22 protein-coding genes are annotated in these 21143 nt (G+C 61.6%); 14 read left to right on the plus strand and 8 right to left on the minus strand.

The annotated features are described in order from the left end of the window. The first annotated feature begins 111 nt into the window (after positions 1-111). The 3 genes from FO488_RS18465 to FO488_RS18475 all read left to right on the plus strand — a co-directional run bounded on the left by FO488_RS18465 (position 112) and on the right by FO488_RS18475 (position 2158). Positions 112-573: a Spy/CpxP family protein refolding chaperone gene (locus FO488_RS18465; RefSeq protein ID WP_149211910.1), complete on the plus strand. Its 462-nt coding sequence runs from the start codon at positions 112-114 to the stop codon at positions 571-573. Between the two features lie 106 nt (positions 574-679). After that, complete coding sequence (locus FO488_RS18470; RefSeq protein WP_205743308.1) at positions 680-1462, plus strand: glycine zipper family protein; 783 nt, start codon at positions 680-682, stop codon at positions 1460-1462. Positions 1463-1531: 69 nt separating this feature from the next. Continuing rightward, a complete protein-coding gene (locus FO488_RS18475) occupies positions 1532-2158 on the plus strand; it encodes an SH3 domain-containing protein (RefSeq protein WP_149211911.1) in 627 nt (208 codons plus the stop codon). Positions 2159-2266: 108 nt separating this feature from the next. On the opposite strand, the gene FO488_RS18480 is transcribed toward FO488_RS18475, so the two are convergent. The 6 genes from FO488_RS18480 to FO488_RS18505 all read right to left on the minus strand — a co-directional run bounded on the left by FO488_RS18480 (position 2267) and on the right by FO488_RS18505 (position 6763). Further along, positions 2267-3499, minus strand: a complete 1233-nt coding sequence (locus tag FO488_RS18480) for a multidrug effflux MFS transporter (RefSeq protein ID WP_149211912.1) — start codon at positions 3497-3499, stop codon at positions 2267-2269. 101 nt (positions 3500-3600) lie between these two features. After that, complete coding sequence (locus FO488_RS18485) at positions 3601-4242, minus strand: CerR family C-terminal domain-containing protein (protein WP_149211913.1); 642 nt, start codon at positions 4240-4242, stop codon at positions 3601-3603. A gap of 302 nt (positions 4243-4544) precedes the next feature. Then, complete coding sequence (locus FO488_RS18490; protein WP_149211914.1) at positions 4545-5087, minus strand: NADH peroxidase; 543 nt, start codon at positions 5085-5087, stop codon at positions 4545-4547. A gap of 99 nt (positions 5088-5186) precedes the next feature. Then, the gene (locus tag FO488_RS18495) at positions 5187-5369 is read right to left on the minus strand and encodes a hypothetical protein (protein WP_149211915.1); all 183 of its coding nucleotides are present in this window, start codon (positions 5367-5369) and stop codon (positions 5187-5189) included. A 47-nt stretch (positions 5370-5416) separates the two neighbouring features. After that, positions 5417-6019 (minus strand): nitroreductase family protein, encoded by a 603-nt coding sequence (locus FO488_RS18500; protein WP_149211916.1) that lies wholly within the window; start codon positions 6017-6019, stop codon positions 5417-5419. A gap of 45 nt (positions 6020-6064) precedes the next feature. Beyond that, a complete protein-coding gene (locus tag FO488_RS18505; protein ID WP_149211917.1) occupies positions 6065-6763 on the minus strand; it encodes a pirin family protein in 699 nt (232 codons plus the stop codon). Positions 6764-7022: 259 nt separating this feature from the next. Here FO488_RS18505 and FO488_RS18510 point away from each other — a divergent pair, with 259 nt between their 5' ends. The 4 genes from FO488_RS18510 (at position 7023) to FO488_RS18525 (ending at position 11040) form a co-directional block, all read left to right on the plus strand. After that, a complete protein-coding gene (locus tag FO488_RS18510) occupies positions 7023-7622 on the plus strand; it encodes a peroxiredoxin (protein WP_149211918.1) in 600 nt (199 codons plus the stop codon). A 303-nt stretch (positions 7623-7925) separates the two neighbouring features. After that, complete coding sequence (locus FO488_RS18515; RefSeq protein WP_240732049.1) at positions 7926-10166, plus strand: DNA polymerase domain-containing protein; 2241 nt, start codon at positions 7926-7928, stop codon at positions 10164-10166. A gap of 72 nt (positions 10167-10238) precedes the next feature. After that, a complete protein-coding gene (locus tag FO488_RS18520; protein WP_149211919.1) occupies positions 10239-10655 on the plus strand; it encodes an exosortase system-associated protein, TIGR04073 family in 417 nt (138 codons plus the stop codon). Between the two features lies 1 nt (position 10656). Beyond that, the gene (locus tag FO488_RS18525) at positions 10657-11040 is read left to right on the plus strand and encodes an exosortase system-associated protein, TIGR04073 family (protein WP_149211920.1); all 384 of its coding nucleotides are present in this window, start codon (positions 10657-10659) and stop codon (positions 11038-11040) included. 43 nt (positions 11041-11083) lie between these two features. Here FO488_RS18525 and galU read toward each other — a convergent pair whose 3' ends face one another. Next, positions 11084-11950: a UTP--glucose-1-phosphate uridylyltransferase GalU gene (galU, locus tag FO488_RS18530; RefSeq protein ID WP_149211921.1), complete on the minus strand. Its 867-nt coding sequence runs from the start codon at positions 11948-11950 to the stop codon at positions 11084-11086. A gap of 387 nt (positions 11951-12337) precedes the next feature. Beyond that, on the minus strand, positions 12338-12574 hold the full coding sequence (locus tag FO488_RS18535) for an FmdB family zinc ribbon protein (RefSeq protein WP_149211922.1): 237 nt from the start codon (positions 12572-12574) through the stop codon (positions 12338-12340). A gap of 605 nt (positions 12575-13179) precedes the next feature. Between FO488_RS18535 and FO488_RS19725 the strand changes: the two genes are divergently transcribed. From FO488_RS19725 to rlmN, 7 genes are all read left to right on the plus strand, one after another. Beyond that, entirely contained in the window at positions 13180-13401 is a 222-nt protein-coding gene (locus FO488_RS19725) for a hypothetical protein (RefSeq protein ID WP_149211923.1), read from the plus strand. Between the two features lie 13 nt (positions 13402-13414). Continuing rightward, positions 13415-14632, plus strand: coding sequence for a hypothetical protein (locus tag FO488_RS18545; protein ID WP_149211924.1), 1218 nt, complete (start codon positions 13415-13417; stop codon positions 14630-14632). A gap of 15 nt (positions 14633-14647) precedes the next feature. Continuing rightward, positions 14648-15337 carry a cytochrome C gene (locus tag FO488_RS18550; protein WP_149211925.1) on the plus strand — a complete coding sequence of 230 codons (690 nt, stop codon included), beginning with the start codon at positions 14648-14650 and terminating at the stop codon, positions 15335-15337. Positions 15338-15364: 27 nt separating this feature from the next. Then, positions 15365-17671: a C-type polyheme cytochrome OmcB gene (locus FO488_RS18555; protein WP_149211926.1), complete on the plus strand. Its 2307-nt coding sequence runs from the start codon at positions 15365-15367 to the stop codon at positions 17669-17671. Positions 17672-17853: 182 nt separating this feature from the next. Continuing rightward, the gene (locus FO488_RS18560; protein ID WP_240732051.1) at positions 17854-19002 is read left to right on the plus strand and encodes a DUF3108 domain-containing protein; all 1149 of its coding nucleotides are present in this window, start codon (positions 17854-17856) and stop codon (positions 19000-19002) included. Positions 19003-19040: 38 nt separating this feature from the next. Beyond that, the gene (locus tag FO488_RS18565; RefSeq protein ID WP_149211928.1) at positions 19041-19982 is read left to right on the plus strand and encodes a transglycosylase domain-containing protein; all 942 of its coding nucleotides are present in this window, start codon (positions 19041-19043) and stop codon (positions 19980-19982) included. A gap of 19 nt (positions 19983-20001) precedes the next feature. After that, on the plus strand, positions 20002-21027 hold the full coding sequence (gene rlmN / locus FO488_RS18570; protein WP_149211929.1) for a 23S rRNA (adenine(2503)-C(2))-methyltransferase RlmN: 1026 nt from the start codon (positions 20002-20004) through the stop codon (positions 21025-21027). The last annotated feature ends 116 nt before the right edge of the window (positions 21028-21143 follow it).

A 21143-nucleotide genomic window follows, 5' to 3' on the forward strand; every position in this document is an offset into this window, starting at 1 on the left:
TCCCCATCCCCATCCACCCTGATGCGCAGGGTTTTTTCAGGGTAGAGTAACCTTTTCGGGGGCAGTGATGTCTAGAAGGTAGATGTCACTATTTACCGGAGGTGCAAAACCATGGGAAATTCTCACAACGGTATCAAAAGAATTGCCGCGATGCTGTGCATCACGGCAGCAACGGCCTTCGCCGGCATTGCCCAGGCGCACGACGGCGGGTGGGAAGACGGCGGCTGCGGCCGGCAACACCACAAGCACGTGGGTAAACTCTTCGGCAAGCTCGGCCTGACCGACGCCCAGAAGGCCCAGGCCAAGGCGATCTTCCAGGGGAACAGGGAGGTGGTGAAGCCGATAGTCGCCAATCTCAGGGCCGAGCGTAAAAACCTGGAGACGCTGCTCCATGCCGACAGCATAGACGAAGCGGCCATCCGTGCCCAAACCGCCAAGATTGCCGGCATCCAGGCGGACCTGAATATCAACAAGGCCAAGGTCGGCGCCAAGTTCCGGGCCATCCTGACGCCGGACCAGCTTGCCAAGTTGAAGGCGCTGCAGCAGAAACACACTGAAGCCAAGGATAAGTAACCGGAGAGGGGGCGCCTATCGCCGCTGGGGGATAGGCGCCCAAAGATCGGTCCACAAGGCCGGGCCGCGCGGTCCGGCTGCTTTTTGCTTTCTGGAGAGCCGAACGATGAAGAGAATCCTGAGTGCCATGGTTATTGCCGCCCATCTTACGGGATGCGTCGCGTATCAAAGCAGGTCCGTCCCCTTTCTCGCCCCCCAGGACAACGCCGCCTCCCTGGAGGTGAACGGCGTGCGGGTCGGGGCCGAGGCCTTTGCCGATCCCGTCAGGGCGGAGGATGCTTTTGGCTTCGATGTCAGAAGCGCCGGCCTCCTCCCGGTCCAGCTGGTGCTGGACAACCAGAGCGGCCAGGGGGTTGAAGTCATGGCGGCGCAAACCTTCCTCATTGACGGGGGCAACCGTTACTGGAAGGTTCTGGCACCGGGCGAGGCCGCAAGCCGTGTCGATGCGGCGACCGCCGGAGGCGCCATCGGCAGCGGCGCCGGCAAGGGGGCCATGTACGGCGCTGCGGCCGGCTCTATCCTCGGTTTGGCCCTGGGGGTCGTCTCGGGCCATGGGGCGGGCGGCGCGGCGCTGACGGGCGGCGTCCTGGGCGCAGCTGGCGGCGCCGTCATCGGCGGGGCAGCGAAAGCCGACGATCGGGAAGAGCGGTCGCGGATTGCCGGCGATGTCCGGGAAAAGGTGATAGAAGGCAAGGCCATCCCGGCCGGTTCACTGACCAGCGGCTTCATCTTCTTCCCGGGGGAGGCCCAAAGCGCCAAGGCGCTGCGGCTGCAGATCCGCTTTCGGAGCAGCGGGCTCCAGCAGACCCTGCTGCTGCCGCTCACGCCGGGCGAATCCCCCCGGATTCTGCCCGGATCACCCGTGCGGCCGACGCCCGCCGATGGTTAGCGTCTTGTACGGAGTTCCGCGAACGGGGCGGTGCGACGTACCACAAGGTAAAAACAGGAGGTCATGGCTATGACAATGTTCAAGAAACGGGGATGGTACCCCCTGGCGGCGGGCCTGGCGCTCCTCGGGACGTCGCTTGTGACGTTCGGGGACGCGTGGGCATGGCGGTCGCCGCCACCCGCATACTGGTCCGGTCCGCGTTTCCGGGAACTGCCCCGGGAACACCGGGTTATAGGGTACGGCAGGGATTCGTTCTATTACACCCGGGGCCGCTATTATCGCCGGGGGGCTGACGGGTTCTTCCTGGTGGCGCCGCCGTTCGGCCTGGTCGTCCCCACGCTTCCCCTGGGCTTTGCCGCGCTGGTGGTGGGTGGACTCACCTACTACGAGCTGAACGGCATCTACTACCGGCAGGCCCCGGAGGGGTATGTGGTGGTGGAACCGCCGGCGGCGGTGGGCGCCCCCGCACCGAGCGCCGGTCAATCCGGCCAGCGGGTCGTGGTGCAGAGCGAGTTGTTGAATGTGCGCAGTGGCCCGAGCCTGGAGCAGGATATCCTGACGGAGGTCGGCCGGGGAACGGTCTTGAACGTGCTCGGCAAGGTGCCGGACTGGTACTATGTGGAGTTGACGAACGGCGAGCGCGGCTGGGTCATGGAACGGTTCGTCACGCCGGTGAAACCGGTGCCCGAGGGATAGCGCGGCTGTTGACCGGGACATTTTGGAGAGTGGAGCACGGGGCCCCGAAACAGGGGCCTCTTTTTTTGCCCTGGGCAGTGCCCCGCTTCCCGTGGGAATGCACCGTGCTCATTGTCGGTGGCTCTGCAATCGACCCATAAGCAGGACGCCCCCGGCCAGCAGCCCGCACGCCAGGATCATGGCGGCCATGGGGTAGGCCGTGCCGTTATGCAGCATGCTCACCAGGGCACTGACGAGACTTGCCAGGCCGAATTGCAGAACGCCCACAAGGGATGAGGCGCTGCCGGCATGGCGGCCGCTTTGGGCCATGGCCGCGGCGACGGCATTGGCGCCGATTACCGGGATCGTGGCAAGGCAAAAGAAGAGCGGCAGCATCAGCAGCGCCAGATGGGTGGTCGTGGCCAGGGCGAGCAACAGCGCCGCCGCGACGACATGCACCAGCAGGGCCCTGATGAAGATGGTCCGGGGTGAAAACCGCCGCAGCAGCAACCTGTTGAGCTGGCTGGCGGCAACCATGCCCACGGTGTTGACGCCGAACAGCCACCCGTATTGCTGCTGGCTCACACCGTGCAGACCCATGAAAACGAAAGGCGACCCGCTGATAAAGGCGAACATGGAGGCCAGAACCAGGCTGCTGGCAAGGGCCGGGACCATGAACTCCCGCCGGCGCATCAGGTTGCCGAAGGCCTTGAGCACGTGGCCGGCCCCCTGTCTCTGGCGGTCATGCACCGGCAGGGTCTCCGGCAGTCCCCGCGCCGCAAGGATGAAGCAGGCCGCACCGAAGAGCGTCAGGGACACGAACACGGCCGGCCAGCCGCCGATCAGGTGGATGTAGCCGCCAATGATCGGCGCCGCTATGGGGCCCGCCCCCTGCACGAGCATCACCGCCGATAATGCCTGGGCCGCCTGCTGCTCATCGAAGAGATCCGTGATCACGGCCCGGCTGACAATCATGCCGGCGCAGCCTCCCACGGCCTGCAGGAAGCGCAGGCCGGTAAAGGTGGCAATGTCCGGCGCCCAGACCGTCAGCAGGGAGGTGACGGTGAATATGGCGACCCCCGCCAGGAGCGGAAGCCGCCTGCCGAACCGGTCGATCAGCGGGCCGTAGAACAACTGGCCCACCGCCAGGCCGAGGACAAACGCGGAAAGGCTGTACTGTACCTGCTCCACGCCGCAGCCCAGGCTTGCCGCTATGCTCGGAAAGCTGGACAGGTACATGTCGGTGGAAAGCGGGGCAAAGACAAAGAGCATACCCAGGATCAGGGTGATTTTGTTGATGTTGACGGCCGTCCTGTGTTCAAGGGGCTCTAGTTCGGCGAGCTGGAGAGAGTTTTCCTGCATGATGGCGGGTCCTCGTTGCGTCGTATCGGAAAGGGGGCAGCGGATGCTGCCCCCCCCCGTTGGAGTGTCTGTGGCGGCAACCGCCCGGCGGTTGCCGGTCTTCAGAGCTGTCTGCGGAGGGCGGCAATGCCGGCCAGGGCGAACGCCACCACATGGTCGGCAAATGCCCCAAGGTCGTCAACAAAGGCGACGGGCGGGCCGATGGCCGTCGCTCCGTGCCGGAGCCGAACCCTGCGCATCATCATGGGGTAGATGCACATGCTGATGATGCCGGTCTCGCAAAAATCAACGTGTCGTTCCGTAGCGTCAGGCCCGAGCAGTTCGCGCACAACAGCCAGGGTCTTGTCACGCAGCGGGTCGAACTCAAGTCTCATGACCTCCTCCAAGAGCCCGGTCGGGTTGGCGACCTCCATCTGGGAGATGAAGAAGTCCCGGGTGCTCTCGTCGGCGATCCGCTCGACGAGAGCTTTCAGATGGCCACGCAGGCGCTCTTCGGCGGGGGCGTCTGCGCTCACCCCGCCGTCTTGGGGGTGGGCCTTCATTGATTCGGCGAAAGAGTGGTGCCACGTCTCCTGGTACAGGGCCTCTTTGCTGCCGAAGTAATAGTTCACGGCGGAGATGTTGGCGCCGGCCCGTTTGCAGATCTCCGCCACCGTGGCATCCCGGAACCCTTTCTCCACAAACACGTCGCACGCCGCCGACAGTATCTTTTCCCTGGTGGTATGTGACTTTTTCCGTGACATGGCGCCCCATTGAAACAAATTGTTATTTCAATTTTTAATTTAAAATATGTATTTGAATAAGTCAAGCGGGAAAAGGGTGGGAGGGGGGTGCTCGGCGCGGGGGGAATGCGCCAAAGGTTGGCAAGGCTTCACTGTGGGGCCGTTCAAGGGGTCTTTGCGGCGGCTAAGGCGGTGGGGAAAACCGGGGGAGCCGCCTGTGAAGGCGGCGGGCGGGGCAGAAAACCGCGGGGCATGTCGGCCTGGGTACTGTCCGGGTTACTCCCTTTCACCCGGACAGTGCCCAGCGCTTTTCCCTGATCGGATCAGAAGTAACGTTTCAACAGTCCGGCAAAGACCTGCCCGTGGCGGGCCTCGTCCTTGCACATCTCGTGAACGGTGTCGTGGATGGCGTCATAGTTGAGCTGCTTGGCCTTGGTCGCCAGATCCTTCTTGCCTTTGCAGGCCCCGTTTTCCGCTTCGATGCGCACGGTGAGGTTTGCCTTGGTATCGGCCTTGACGACCTCACCCAGCAGCTCGGCAAACTTGGCGGCATGCTCGGCCTCCTCGAAAGCGATCCGCTTATAGGCTTCAGCCACTTCGGGGTAGCCCTCCCGGTCGGCCTGGCGGCTCATGGCCAGATACATGCCGACTTCGGTACATTCTCCCATGAAGTTGCTTCTGAGCCCTTCGATGACCTCCTGATCAACCCCTTGTGCGACACCGATCCGGTGTTCATCGGCCCAACTGAGATCACGGTCGTCCTTCAGGGCGAATTTCTCGGCCGGCGCCTTGCATTGGGGGCACTCGGCCGGGGGGGCGTCTCCCTCGTGGACATAACCGCAGATGGTGCAGACAAACTTCTTCATTACCTTCTCCTTTTCATTTCAGTCGATTTTTGCCGCGCCGTTACGCGGGCCCTGCCGTGCGACGCTGCACCGGGGCCAGGAAACAAGCGTTGATGACTATTACTCCAAATCGCCAGGCATGCAAACGTTTTTGGCGGAATTTGCCACATTGCCGCAATTTTCGCACCTCACGGCGGGGCGGTCGGTGACCTGGCGGATGATATCCCACTCCTGTTGGCTTTCCAATTCGCAGAGGTGCCCCTGGTGCTCCTCGCAGCTGCTGCAGGCCGTGTCTTCAGTCATGGCATCATGCTCCTTTCTTTGTGGTCGCTGCAGAAAACGGGCAGCGGTTATTTGAAGAGTTTTATCCGATCCGCGCACGGCTGGAACGCTTTTTCATCGGGTTGGGAGACCGGTTTGCCGAAAGGCATCTGGGCCATCAGCTTCCACGTTGCCGGGATGTTCCAGGCGGTCTTTACCGCCTCGTCGATAACCGGATTGTAATGCTGCAGCGTGGCGCCGAACCCTTCTATTTCCAGGGCCGTCCAGATGGCAAACTGCAGCATGCCCGACGACTGGCTGGACCAGACGGGGAAATTGTCCTTGTATAAAGGGAACTTCTGCTGCAACCCCTCGACGATGCCGGTGTCTTCGAAATAGAGGATCGAACCGTAGCCGCTGCGAAACGCCCCGTCGATCTTGCCTTCGGTCGTTTTGAAGGCCTCCGTCGGCACGATCTTGCGCAATTCGTCCTTGGTCAGATCCCACAACCGGTCATGCTGCTCACCCAGGAGGATAACCACCCGGGAGCTTTGGGAATTGAACGACGACGGCACGTGCTTTACCGCCTCCCCCACAATCTCCGCGATCCGTTCGTCGGAGGTGACCGGTTCTTTGCTGATGGTGTAGCAGGACCTTCTTGTCTTCACGGCATCCCAAAATGAACTCTGCATAAAACGTCTCCTTTTTCTCGATTCGTGTTGTATGGTTTTTCTGCATCAGGCCAGGTCGAAGAGCAGCAGTTCCGCCTTTTCCCGTCCTGTTATCAGCACCTGCTCCTCACCGCTTACGGCAGCGCCGTCACCCTGCTCCAGCGCCAGGCCATTCACGAGAACCGGGCCGCGGGCAACCTGGAGCCAGGCATGCCGGCCGGCGGGAATGGGGTGAACAAGCTCTTCGCCCGGCACCAGCGCCGTCGCATACAGATTCACATCCTGATGGATCATGACCGACCCGGCCCGGCCATCGGGAGAAGCAACCAGCCTGAGGACGCCACGCTCTTCCCGCTCGGGAAAAGTCTTCTGCTCATACCCCGGCGCCACACCCTCCCGTGAGGGCAGAATCCATATCTGGAGGAAATGAACCTGTTCCGTTGGGGAATGGTTGTATTCGCTGTGGGTTATGCCGGTGCCGGCACTCATGCGCTGCACGTCGCCGGGGCGGATGACCGAGCCGTTGCCCATGCTGTCCCGATGCTCCAGCGCCCCTTCCAGGACGTAGGAGATGATCTCCATGTCCCGGTGCGGGTGAGTGGGGAAACCTTTCCCCGGTTGGACCCGGTCTTCGTTGATGACCCGCAGCGCCCTGAACCCCATGTGCCGCTGGTCGTAGTAGTCGGCGAAGGAGAAGGTATGCTGGCTGTTCAGCCAGCCGTGGTCGGCATGCCCGCGGTCGTGTGATTTTCGTATGGTGATCATCTTCGCTGCCCCCCTGTGGCGGACTGTGGTGGGTGCTTGGTTGTCAAATGGTTTAATATTAAACTATATCCCCCGCTGCAAAGAGTCAAGAACATTTTTTGCCGCACAGTTTCCAGCGGCACCCGGATAGAACCAGTTCACGACCCTCCCCGAAACGAAAAAGACTAAAAGACTATTTTTATCCTCTTGACAGGTGCGGGATTGGCTGGTATTAGTTTAGTGCATTCGATGCAACTATCTACAAAAAGGAGAGAATCCCATGTCCATCGCGACCCTCGTCACCCAACAGGCCCCCGATTTCACTGCGGATGCAGTCCTGCCGGACAATACTTTCGGTCAGCTTACCCTTTCCGGCTTCAAGGGGAAGAATGTCGTCCTGTTTTTCTACCCGCTGGACTTTACCTTTGTCTGCCCGTCCGAGATCCTGGCCTTCAACAAGAAGCTGGATGAATTCAAGAAGCGCAATACCGAGGTGATCGGGGTTTCCATCGATTCCAAATTCACCCATCTGGCCTGGAAAAACACCCCGGTCGAGGACGGCGGTATCGGCCAGATCCAGTATCCGCTGGTGTCCGACCTGAACAAGAACATCGCCCGGGAATACGGCATCCTGTTCAATGAATCCGTCGCCCTGCGCGGCCTCTTTCTCATCGATACCAAGGGCGTCATCCGCCACGCCGTCATCAACGACCTGCCCTTGGGGCGCAATGTGGCCGAAGCGCTGCGCATGGTGGACGCCCTCCAGTTCGTCGAAACCCACGGCGACCAGGTCTGCCCGGCCAACTGGCAGGAAGGCGAGGAAGCCATGAAGCCGACCGAGGAAGGGGTTGCCAGCTACCTTGCCAAGCACGCCAAATAGTTTCCATCCGGAAATACCGGATGAGAAACTATTGATTACGCGGAAAGGCGCGGCAGGAATTGCTGCGCCTTTTTTGTTCAGCCGCCAGTAACCACGGCTACGAGCAGGTTGTTCAAAAATAGTCAGTCGCACCCGCGAGACAAGACCAGAGGAGGCCCTCACCCGGCCTTTGGCCACCCTCTCCCAGAGGGAGAGGGTAACGGTATCCCTTCTCCCCTTGGGAGAAGGATAGGATGAGGGGCGTTACGCCGCACGAAAGGGCTTTCGAGGACGGCGACGACAACAACCACAGAGGGTTGCGCCATGCAGATGAGCGATATGGGACAGAATCCGCTGCTGTTCGGCCATGACAGCCGGCCCGGCATCATCGCCGTCGAGCCGGCCGGCCCCTTTGTGCGCCTCTTCTTCCGGACGGCCCACGGCGTCCAGTTTCACGACGAGCCGTTCCGTCCCTTCATCCTGCTCAGCGACCCGGCCCTGGTGAGCGGCTGCCGGGCGCCCTGCTCGGTGCGCCAACTGGCGGGCGACGACTTCTACCGTTTCCAGCTCCTGTTCGATTCATGGGGCGATTGCCTGACGGCGCGGGATTTCCTTGCCGCCAAGACCGGGATGCCGGCCGGCAGCGCCGATGCCCCCTACCTGTTCATCTCCGACCTTTCCCACCAGTATCTCCTGGCCACCGGCGCGACGCTGTTCAAGGGGCTGGACTTCGGCGACCTGCGCTGCCTGGCGCTGGACATCGAGACCTATTGCGCCGAGGGGTTCGAGTTCTCGAACCCCAAGCGCCGGGAAGACCGGATCGTTTCCATCGCCCTCAAGGATTCCCACGGCACGGAGACCGTGCTGCGCGGGGACCAGCTCGACGAGCCGGCCATGCTCCGGGCGCTCAACGAGGCCATCCGGGGCTGCGACCCGGACGTCATCATCGGCCATAACATCTTCCGGTTCGATCTGGAGTACATCGCCGCCCGCGCCGAACTGCACGGCATCCGCCTCGGCTGGGGGCGCAACGGCGCCCCACCCCACATCACGGCGAATTCCCGCTGGTCCCTGGCGGAAAAGGTCATCGACTATCCCCGGTGGGACGTGTACGGCCGCCATATCATCGACACCTATTTCCTGGTGCAGCTCTACGACATCTCGCTCCGCAGCCTGGAGAGCCACGGGCTGAAACAGGTGGCCCGGCATTTCGGCATCGCGGCGGATGAGCGGGTCTACCTGGCGGGGGGCGGGATCGCCGCCGCCTTCGACAGCGACCCGGAGACGCTCTACCGCTACAACCTGGACGATGTCCGCGAGACCCTGGACCTGTTCCGCCTGCTGGGCTACCCCTGGTTCCTGCAGACCCGCATCTTCCCCTACTCCTTTCAGAACTGCCCCCTGCGGGGCAACGCAACACGCATCAATGCGCTGTTCGTGCGGGAATACCTCCACCGCGGCCATGCGGTGCCCCGGCGCACCGGCGCGGCGCCCGCCTTCGAAGGGGGATACACGGAGAGTGCGGCGCAGGGGGTGTGGGGGCCGATCGTCCATTGCGACGTGGCGTCCCTTTACCCCTCCCTGATGCTGACCTACCGCCTCGGGCCGGCCAAGGACACCCTGGGGCTCTTCCTGCCGATGCTGGCGGAACTGCGCCGCTTCAGGCTGGAGGCGAAACGGGCCGCCCGGGAGAGCACCGCCCCGGGCGAGCGCCACTACTACGACGCCCTCCAGCAGGTCTTCAAGGTGCTGATCAATTCGTTTTTCGGCTATCTGGGTGCCCCGCTGCACAACTTTTCCGACCCCGAGGCCGCCGCCGAGGTGACCCGCCTGGGGCGGCTGACCATCAGGAACATGATCGGCCTGCTGAAGGCGGAGGGGGCGGTGCCGGTGGAGGTGGATACGGACGGAATCTACTTCAGGCCGCCGGAGTCGTGCGCCACGGAGGCGGACGAGGCGGCCCTGGTGGCCCGGGTGTCCCAAGGGGTTCCCGAGGGGATCGAGGTGGAGATGGATGGCAGGTACCGGTCCATGTTCGCCTACAAGGCCAAGAATTACGCCCTCCTGGGGTATGACGGCCGGATCGTCATCAGGGGGAGCGGGCTCCGTTCCCGCGGCATGGAGCGCTACCTGCGGGAGTTCATGCGCGACGCCATTACGCTGCTGTTGGCCGGCTCGCCGGCGGAGTTGGAGCGGTTGTACCAGCAGTACCTGGCCCGTCTCCGGTCCAAAGAGCTGGACGTGGCATGGGTCGCCCGCACGGAGACGCTCAACGAGTCGCCGGCAACCTACCGGGAGAAGGTGGAAAAGGGGCGGCGCAACCCCGCCGCCGCCTTTGAAATCGCCCTGGCGTCGCAGCGCCTTTACCGGGCCGGCGATCAGGTCAGCTACTATGTCGGCGGATCGGCCCGGGACGCGACGGCGTACGAGCACTGCCGCCCCGTGAGCGCCTTCGCCCCCGAACATCCCGACATCAACATCCCCTACTACGTCGATAAGCTGCGCCATCTCAAGCGGCGTTTCGATCCGTATCTTCCCAAGGAGCCAACGCTTTTCGAGCTGTGAACCTTCTTGCATGCCGAGGTCGTTTGTGGTAAGAGGCTACAGAAACAGTAATCGCCGACCAAAGGAGATGCCATGAAGACGAATCTGCTGCTTTCCGTTATGCTGCTGGCCGTCGTACTGACGGTGCCGGTTACGGCCCGGGCCGAGCAGCAGCCCGAGATGATCGCCGAAAAGATGGCCGTCAAACTCACCCGCGGCGTCACCAACGTCGCCACCAGCATTGTCGAAATACCCAAACAGTCGATGCTGACCGTCCGCGACATGGGCAAGGCCGGGTATGTGGTCGGCCCGCTCAAGGGGATCGGCATGACGCTCTACCGGGGCTTCATCGGCGTGGCGGAGGCGGTGTTCTTCCTCGTCCCCCAGCCCGGGTACTACGATCCCATGATCGACCCGGCCTACGTGTGGGAAGGGTGGGACCCCAAGCGGGATACGTCGGCGATTGCCTCCCAAAGCGGCCAGGAGCCTTCCCAACAGGAGGCGCACTAGCATGGGGCAGCTTCGTTCTCTGGTGGCGACGGCCCTCCTTCTGGCGGCAAGCCTCTGTGTGCAGCCGGCCCAGGCTACGGACCAGTTTAAAACGGTGGAGACCTCGACCCCCCAGGAGGTGGTGGGGGGCATGTCCGTCAAGATGGTCCGCGGGGTGGCCAATGCTACGCTGGGATGGTGGGAGTTGCCGAAGCAGGTCTATCAGACCTTTCACGAGGAAGGGGTTGGGATGGGGCTCACCGTCGGCCCGCTCAAGGGGCTCGGCATGACGCTGGTCAGGACGTTGAGCGGCGTGGGCGAGGTACTTACCTTTCCTTTCCCCTACCCCGGTTTTTACGCCCCTTATTTCGAACCGGAATTCGTCTGGCAGAAGGAACGGAAATAGACGGCCGCCGCCCCGGGGAAACGGCCCGGGACGGCATCGTCCCTCACTGTGCCAGTCTCTGATGCAGGTAGCGCTCGAATTCCACCTTAAACTCGCTCCGTTTCAGGGCCATGTCCACCGTGGCCTTGAGGAAGCCCAGCTTGTCGCCGCAGTCGTGGCGCAATCCCTCGAAAAGACAGCCGTAGACCGCCTCTTCCTTTGAAAGTTTGAGGATGGCGTCGGTAAGCTGGATCTCCCCCCCCTTCCCCGGTTCCTGCTGCTCCAGAATCTTGAAGATCCGCGGCGTCAGGACGTAGCGGCCGATGATGGCCATGTCCGAAGGCGCTTCCTCCTGCCGGGGCTTCTCCACCATGTCCTCGACCTGGAAGACGTGCTCGGAGAGCCGGTTCGCCTTTACGCAGCCGTAGGAGGAAATGTTCTCCATGGGGACCTTCTCCAGCGCCAGCACCGAGCCGGCGCGCTCTTCGAAAACATCCAGCAGTTGCCGCAAGCAGGGGCGTTCGCTGTCGATGATGTCGTCGCCCAGAAGGACGGCAAAAGGCTCGTTGCCCACAAAATCCTTGGCGCAGAGGATGGCGTGCCCCAGGCCGAGCGCCTTCTTTTGGCGGACATAAAAGATATCGAGCATTTCCGCGATTTCGCGGATGGCCTTCAGGGTCTTCTGTTTCCCCTTTTCCTCCAGGTGCCATTCCAGTTCGATGGAGATGTCGAAATGGTCCTCAATGGCCCGCTTGCCCCTGCCGGTGACGAACAGGATCTGCTCGATACCCGAGGCAACCGCCTCCTCGACCACGTACTGCACCAGCGGCTTGTCGATCAGCGGCAGCATTTCCTTTGGTGAGGACTTGGTGGCCGGTAGAAACCTGGTGCCGAGTCCGGCAACCGGAAATACCGCTTTCTTGACTTTCATGTGAGCCCCCCTCGATCATGCCCCGCGCGCTTGGTTCGTAAGCCGTCCGTACCGGCTCTTCCGTCCGTCGCCATGGTTGCGGCCCCTGGATGCGGCCCTGCTGCACCTCGCGTCGCCGCACCCCGGCCCCAGCCTAAGGCGGCTCGGGATTACTTCCCACGACCAACCGCACGGGCACCTGTTCTGTATTCGGCTGGCCGCTGCTCCCCGCCCGGTACAATCCGGCCGTGTGCAGCAAGCCCTGCCCGTTCCAGGTTGTCAAAGCCCGTGTATACTACGTGCCAACCCATGGATTTGTAAAGAAAGATTCGAGGGTTGCCCGAATGCGCCCGTGGTGGCCAAAAAAAATCCCCCAAAAGGGGGATTTTCAAAGTGGATTGGGGGGAATCAGTGCCCCCCGCAACAGCCGCCGCCCGCACAGGCCGCCGGTTTAGGGGCATCCGTCTTTGGGCAGTATCCCTGATCGAACCAGCCGCCCCCTTTCAGGCTGAAACTGGTGGCGGATATCATTTTTTCCACGGCCCCGCCGCACTTGGGGCATTCGCTGGCCGGCGGATCGGAAAATTTCTGGCGGAGCTCGAACTGATGGTTGCAAGCGGAACAACAATACTCGTAGACAGGCATACTCTTTATTCCAACCTCCTTGGCTGATCGGTTTTTCCTTGGTGCACAAAATATAGTAATAACTATGCGGCCTGTTTGTCAATGTCGATGCTTGACTTTTGCAATATGTCTAGTATGTCTTTTGTATACGACAGAAGGCCCACCCTTGCAGCGCTGGCCCCCTCTACGGTGAAGCGTGGAGGGGGCTTCGGCCAGTTGGCGGTGCCGGTTTGGTCAAATCGCGGAGAGCCGCCCCCGAGGGTTCAGATCATTGCCGGCCGTTGCCGTACAACAACTCCCTATCCTGCTATTTTTTCGTCACTTTTATAAAACATAATTCTTATCAGCAAGTTACAAACGCTATTGGCCTGTATCGTGCATTCATTAACAGGTCCGTATACGCGTGAGCCCTTGTGTTTGCGCCACTGGAAGCGGATGACGCGACGTAACGGCCACTAATTAGTATGTTTTTTGGTAGTTCCCTGTCGTTGGGGCAGGCCAATGCGCCAGAAATAAGTCGCACCATGATCCGGTTATCTCGCGGAGCGAGGCGTGATTTAACAACCTTGCCGGCAGGTTTGTGAGGCGCAACAAAGTTCCCGATGGTTGTCCGGCCCGGCCGTGACGTGGTTTATGTTTTCGATTTCATGCTGTTATGCGATTGCCGCTTTGCGCCGGATGGTAATGAGCACATGCCCAAAGGCGGGTGTTGGCCGCTATTTCACGGCAAAGTCGGTGCATCTGTGTTGTGTTTTGGCAATGTTCCCGTTGACCAGATTTTAGAGGAAAGAAAGGTGGTGAAGAGAAGCAAGACCTTGCTTGGTTGTATTGAGTTGGAGATTACATGAAAGGAGGTTTCTGATGACATGTAAAAGATTTTTCTGCCTGTTGGCCTGTGCAACGGTTGTGTTGGCATCGACTGCTGCCTGGTCGGCGGAGATCCACGGCAGAAGCTCGACCCAGTTTGGCTGGTTCAACGACATCTACACCGGCAACAAACAGGCCGAATTCGGAGAGTATCTCAACCTGTCGATCACCAAGATCGACAAGGAAGGCAAGCTGACATTTCAGGGCTATGGCCGTGTCACCGAAGACATCCGCACCGGCGAGGGCGTCAATGGCCGTCTCTATTACCTGTACGGCGACTACAGCAACCTGTTCGACAAGGTCGATATCCGCCTCGGCCGCCAGTTCGTCAACTATGCGGCCGGTACGGCCCTGATCGACGGCGGCAAGATCGACCTGAAGAACGTCGGCCCGTTCGCTTTCTCGGTGATGGGGGGGCGTAACGTCTTCTTTGACCTGAACGGCGAGGCTACCCGCTCCCGGGACTTTGCCCTCGGCGCAGCCGCCTACCTGACCGGGTTCAAGAATTTCGACCTTGAGGCGAGCTACTTCATGAAGCTGGACAACGACGGCATTGCCCGCGACCAGGTTGGCGGCGCCCTCAAGTGGTACCTGCTCGACGCGGTCAAACTCTACGGCAACACCCGTTTCGACATCCCGAGCGAGACCTTCAGCGAAGTCCTGGCAGGCATCAAGTACTTCCCCACTGCCAATCTGGTCCTGACCGGTGAATGGTACCAGAGCTATCCGGTCTTCGACTCCACGTCGATTTTCTCGGTATTTGCCGTGGACCGTTACCAGGAATTCATAGGCCGGGTGGACTACACCATCAACGACATGCTGTCGGTCAACGCCGGCTACAACAAGGAGTTCTACGGCGACAGCGGCGATGCTGCCGATGTCGTGGAAGTGGGGTGCCGCATCCGGCCGATCGACAAGGTCGAGTTGCGTCTGAACTACGACCACCGCAACGGCTACGGCGGCAACCTGAACGGCGGCACCGCCGACCTGACCTTCACGCCGGTCAAGCCGCTGGAGTTGAACGCCGGCATCGACTTCGACGTGTACGAGCGCGACCGGGTCACCGGCGAGGAAACTGCCCGCAAATACTGGCTGGGCGGCAAATACAAGCTGGCCAAGAACATGTCCGCGTCCGTCCGGGTTGAAGACAACGTCAATGCCCGCTACAAAAGCGACTGGCAAGGTCGTGCCGTCTTCAACTACGACTTTTAGAAAGGAGGGACCTACGTGAAGAGAATTGTATTAATCCTGGCACTTCTCGGTTTCGGCCTGGTTTGTCTGCAGCAGCGGTCGTACGCCGACAAGAAGATGTCTCACACGGAATACGCCAAGATGGCGATCAAGGAATGCAACGACTGCCATAAGGGCGAAGGCATTGCACCCAACCACGACGCCGACTTTGTGCGGGGCCACCGGGTCCTGGCCAGCAGGGCGGGCAACAACTGCAGCCAGTGCCACGACCAGGCCTGGTGCCTCGACTGTCACCAGGGGGGCGGCACGGGCGACAGCCTGTCCCAAAGCAATGCGGGGCGCGATTACAAGCCGAAGACTCACCGCAGCGACTGGATCAGCATGCACCCGATCAAGGCGCAGGACAACCAGCAGCAATGCTACCGCTGCCATGACCAGAAATACTGCACGGCCTGCCACAGCAAGCTGCCCCAGACCGGCCTGAAATCGCTGGGCTTCAAATCCCACGACAACCAGCAGGGGGCTCGGTGGGGGATGGAGCATTCCGGCGAGGCGCGCCGGAATCTGCAAGCCTGCCAGACCTGCCATGCCGATGGCAACACCTGCAAGAAATGCCACAGCTCCGGCGGGGTAAGTCCCCATCCGAGGGGCTTCAAGGCCGGCAACTACAAGGACAGGAGCAACAGCAAGGTTTGTCTGCAGTGCCACTTGCCGGGAAGATTTTAAGTAATTACCAATTGAAGGAGGAAAATTATGCAGATCAAGAAGTTAAGCATCATGATGCTGTTGGCATTGTCGTCTGCCGCTTTCATTACTGGCTGCGGCTCGTCGAACAAGGAAGGATCGGCGTCGCTGAACGACGTGGCCACGGTTGGGGATACCGTTTGTATCCAGTGCCACGGCGGCAGCAATGCCGATTCGGTAACGGGCGAGGACAAGGTGGTGGAGTATCAGAGAAGTTCTCCGCATCTTGGTGATCCGGGCGGCTGCGAGGCGTGCCACGGCGGCGGTGCCCAGCACTACGGCGTGGGCCCGATTCCGTATCCCAGCCCTGACGTCGCGCGTTGCCAGACCTGCCATGACGGCAAAACCGCCCCGATCACGTCGGCACAGAACTATGCAAGCTCGCAGCACACGAACCTCGCCCACCAGTCGGGGGTCTGCATCCGCTGCCACACCAATGAGGGAGCACTGCTCTCCAATATGGTCGGTCTGACCGGCGGCGACATTACGCCCACCGGCGGGACGTATTCCGGCCAGTCTTTCTACAACAGGAATATCGGCAAGGTGTCGTGGGGTTATGCCTACACGGCCATCAACTGCCAGACCTGCCATGAGCACGGCGCCGGCCTCCGCTCCGTCTACGCCCTCTACTCCACGGTTTCCGGCAGGGACGCCGGCAAGACCGTGTGGAACCCGAGCAAGGCTGCGGCTGGCTCCCCCACCGGCGACCGCCAGGCCGACAACAAGAACAACCAGTTCAACCTCTGCACCAGCTGCCACAACATGTATGATTACAGCGGCACCAACGTACTCTACAGCGGCACCGCCGCCTCCGGCACCCTCACGGCCGGCCACCACAACACGAGCTGGTACCGGCTCATCCCCAGCACCCACAAGGAAAAAGGGATGACCAAGGTAACCCTGCCCTACGCCAACATGAGCTCTTCGGCCACCGGGACCAACACCCTGATCACCGGGTACGTCATCCGCAAGGTTGCGCCTACCGGGGCGGCCACGGCAGCTGATGCCACCAAAACCTATTACACCGATCCCTACTACAACGGCCCCTGCTTCGACTGCCACGGCCACGAAGCCAAAACCACCGGCGCCACCAACCCCACGAGCGCCAGCGCCGCCACCACAATCCACACGGACTGGGCCCAGTCGGCCCATGCCGGCATGATCCTGAGCGCCAAGAAGGTCAATAACGGCGCCACGGCAACGGATAACACCGACAAGGCGATGCAGGCCTACAGCGACGATACCTTCATGGGCGGCACCAGCGCCTGGAGCCATTACAACTGGGATTCGACCCTGACCAGCGCCGGAGCTGACGACCGCGGTTCCTGCCAGAAGTGCCACACCGCAACCGGCTTCTCGAACTTCGCCGACAACCCCACCAGCTACGATGCGACGCGCAACGACTTCTCGCATCTGCTGAACTGGACGCAGAAAACCGCGAGCGGCGCCGCCACCGGCGGTTCGAAGAAACAGAACGAAGTCCTGTACTGCTGGGGCTGCCACAAGAGCGCCGGCAGCGGCACACTGCGCAATCCGGGTGCGGTCACGGCTGATTACACCTACAATGGCGTAGCCGTTACCTTCCCCAATGTGGGCAACTCCAACGTCTGCGTCGTCTGCCACGGCGGCCGCGGCAACACCCAGACCGCCCGTTCCTCGCGGTTTGAAGGGCACCACGGGACCACCGCCGGCATGCTGTTCGCCTCGGTGAGCCACATCGGTTCCGAATTTACCGGGAAGGACTACACGCCTCCCACCTTCTTCGCCCACGACAAGATCAACGCCACAACCTCCGGCCCCTGCGCAAGCTGCCATATGCAGGCTGCCGCCAAGCACACCTTCTCGGTGGTTTCGACCTCTTCCGTGGACGGCACCATCGCCAAGATCAGAAGCCAGGCGATCTGCGATAGCTGCCACACCGGCACCTACGCCATGACCCCGGCCAAGCTGGAAGAAGAAAAAACCGGCTTCACGGAGGCAACGAACCTGCTCATCGCCTACCTGGCGAACACGGAGGTGAACGCCTACAACACCAACATCACAACCGCGTCCAGCACCGCCGCCGGTCTTGCCGCCCTGTCCAACGCGCAGTACAGCGCCTTCCAGAACGCCAAACTGCCGGCCGACTCTCCGGGTGCCTGGGCACATAACCGGTACTACGCCAAGCGGCTGATCTTCGACTCGCTGGATTGCATGCAGCACGGCGATACCCTCACGGGTTCGATTACCCTGTCTGCGACACAACTGGCCGCATATCCCAATGCGGCAACATGGCTGGGTGCCAACGCCACCACCGGGGTGGCAGCTCGCCCCTAGCAAGCGCTTCCGCAGGGGCGTAGTTGTGTGCCCGCCCCTGCGCAGCATGGCACCTGTTCAAAAGAAAGGCCCCGGAGAAGTCTTCCGGGGCCTTTTCCATCGATGCCTGGTGAAGGCTTCGGTTTTTTTACGTGCGGCAGAAGGGTGGGGTTACCGGGGTGGAAGCGGACTACGCTATGGACATGCATGTTAAAAGAAAGCGCGTGCTGCCTTTGTACCTTGCGCTGTCGGTGCTGGCACACGGCCTGTTCCTGTTTTCCATGGGGCGGTTCGGGAGCTATACCTTCGTGGCGCCGGTCAATCATATCCAGGCCGTCATGGTGGATCTGACCAAACCCCGCGACAACAGCGCGCCGGTTGCGCCCCCCAAAGCCCGGGAGGTCAGCGATGAAGGCGCGGGCCCGCAGGAGGTGCAAGGGGAAAAGCGGCAGGCGCCGCCGGCGAAAAAGGCGGACAGCCCGGCACCAACGACGGTACAGGATGAACGCGGCAAGCAGAAGCCCGTCGATGGCGACGTTCCCGCGAAACAGAAGATCGCCCCTCCCGTGGAGGATACAAAGCCGGCAAGCGCCCCGGCACCCCATGTCCCGCGGAAAGCCGCATCAGCGCCGGTCATCGCCCCGCCGCTGAGAACGGCAGGAGAGTTCCTGGCGTCGAAGAACGAAAAACTCACCTACCTCATAAGCCTGCTCGGCCTCCCGGTGGGGAGCGCCGAACTGGAGGCCAAAAACGAAAAGGGCGAAGTCCGGATTACCCTGAGGATCACGTCGAATACCGCCATTTCCAGCGTCTACCCCGTGGACGACTCTGTCGAAACCCGCCACATCGCCGGAAACTTCCTCATTACGAAGATCAAGCAGCAGGAAGGTTCGTTCAGGAGCGATACCGGGTTCACCCTGTTTCTCCGGGACAAGAGCGTCTTCTGGGTCGATCTCCTGAAGAAGCGCAGTTCGCGGGAAACCGTCCCGACGAGCGATGTGCTCGACACCCTGTCGGGGTTCTATTACCTCCGCAACCGGCCGCTGCTGGCCGGCACCACGGAGACGCTCCACATCTACGACAGCGAGACCTATGCAGATGTGCCGGTGGAGGTGGTGCGCCGGGAGACGATACGCCTGCGCAATTTCAAGGAAGTAAATACCGTGGTGGTCCGCCCGCTCCAGCAGACCGCCGGGATCTTCAGGCACAGCGGAGAAATCCTGATCTGGATGACCGACGACGCCAACAAGGTGCCGGTCAAAATCGTCACCTCCATTGCGCTTGGCACGGTAACGGCCGAGCTCGTGTCGGCCGAAACCACACCCGCGGAAGAAAAAGCCAAGGAAAAATAGTTCCCGCCGCAGTCATATTCTGGTAATAATAGTTGCTTATGAAAAAGTTCAGCTATTACATCCTGCTGGTAGTCGTCTGCTATTTTGCCTACATCGTCATTTCCCTGAGCCTGGTCCCGCCGGTGTCCGACCTGGCCGACCGAAAATTCAGCATGACCATCCAGGTCAAGGACTGGCAGGGGGAGTACCATCCCTTTGTGGTCGGGCCCCCCAACCGCTATTGGACCCCTTCCGGGCGCATCCCCCCCGAGATGAAGTGGGCCGTGATCCTGGCCGAGGACAGCAATTTCTATACTCATGAAGGTTTCGACGTCAAGGCCATCAAGAACGCCATCAAGTACGACCTGGAAAAGAAGAGCCTCAAGCGCGGCGCCTCCACCATCACCCAGCAGGCTGCCAAGAACCTGTTCCTCTCCCGGGAGAAGACCATCACCCGCAAGCTCAAGGAGATCTACCTGGCCTGGCGCATGGAGCAGGAGCTGAGCAAGGGGCGCATCATCGAGCTCTATCTGAACGTGGTCGAGTTGGGGCCCATGGTCTACGGCATCGGCAACGGCGCCCACTACTACTTCGGCAAGCCGGCCTCGGCCCTGACCCCGAGGGAATGCGCCTTTCTGGCCGCCATGCTGCCCGGGCCGCGGGTCGCCTACAACCCCTACAAGAACCTGGGGAAGGTGCTGCGCCGTTCCAACATGATCCTGCGGCTGTTGCGCCAGAAAGGGGTCCTGAGCGAGGGCGAGTACCAGGCCGCCCTGGCCCAGCAGCCGAATATCGCGGGGATGCAGCGCAAGGTGGACAAGAGCATCGCGACGCCGCCGGTGTTCACGGCGCCGTCGTCGGCTAGGAACGAGCCTGCCGAGCCGCCGGCCGATGCGGCACAGGAGAAGGCGCCCGAGGGAGAGAGTGCGCCCTCCGGGGAGTCCCCGGCCGGTGGCGCGCCGCCGGCGGCATCGGAAGATGCCGGCCAGGAAAAGAAGTGATGACGCCATGGATATGCTCATGACCGGAAAGACCGACCTCAAAAATCTGACGCTGCCGGCTCTGGAACGGTTCCTCCAGGGCAAGGGCAAGGAGCGCTTCCGCGCCACCCAGATCTTCAAGTGGATCTACCAGCAGGATGCCCGTTCGTTCGAGGAGATGAGCAACATCTCCAAGGACCTGCGGGCCGAGTTGGCCGAGACCGCCTTCATCAGCGACCTCGCGCCGGAGGCGGTGGAGGAGGGGAGCGACGGGACGCGCAAGTACCTCTTCGCCCTTGCCGACGGCAATGCCGTGGAAGCGGTGCTGATCCCGGACGAAGGGCGCAACACCCTGTGCATCTCATCCCAGGCCGGCTGCGCCATGGGGTGCGAATTCTGCCTCACCGGGACCTTCAAACTGACCCGCAACCTGACCACGGCCGAGATCGTCAACCAGATCATGGCGGTCAGGCGGGAGTTCGACATCCGCAACATCGTCATGATGGGCATGGGCGAGCCGCTCCACAATCTGGACAACGTCATCCCGGCCATCCAGATCATGATCGACGGCAACGGCCTGCAGTTCTCCAACCGGCGGGTGACGGTCTCGACCTGCGGGCTGGTGCCGGAGATGGAGCGGCTCGGCCGCGAGGTGCCGACCGTCAACCTGGCGGTCTCGCTGAATGCCACCACCGACGAGCTGCGCGACCGGCTCATGCCGGTCAACCGGCGCTATCCGCTCAGGGAGCTGCTCAGGGCCTGCAAGGAGTTTCCGTTGCCGGGCCGGCGCAAGGTCACCTTCGAATATGTCATGCTGGGAGGACTGAACGATACGCTGGAGGATGCCAAGCGTCTGTTGCGCCTGACCAGCGACATCCCCAACAAGGTGAACCTGATCCCCTTCAACGAACATGAGGGGTGCGACCTCAAGGCACCGACCCGCGCCGCCGTGGACGCCTTCCACAAATACCTGATCGACCGCCATGTGACGGTCATCACCCGGGACAGCCGCGGCGGAGATATCTCGGCCGCCTGCGGCCAGTTGAAGGGACGGCTGAAAAAATAAGGGAATGCAACGACAAAACCCCGGAGGCTTTCAAAGCCACGGGGTTTTGTTCATTCAAAGGCTAATTTCAGGTTGTCCAAAAATAGTCAGATTGTCGCACCCGCGAGACAGGCCCT

This window comes from Geobacter sp. FeAm09 (assembly GCF_008330225.1).
Lineage (GTDB): Bacteria > Desulfobacterota > Desulfuromonadia > Geobacterales > Pseudopelobacteraceae > Oryzomonas.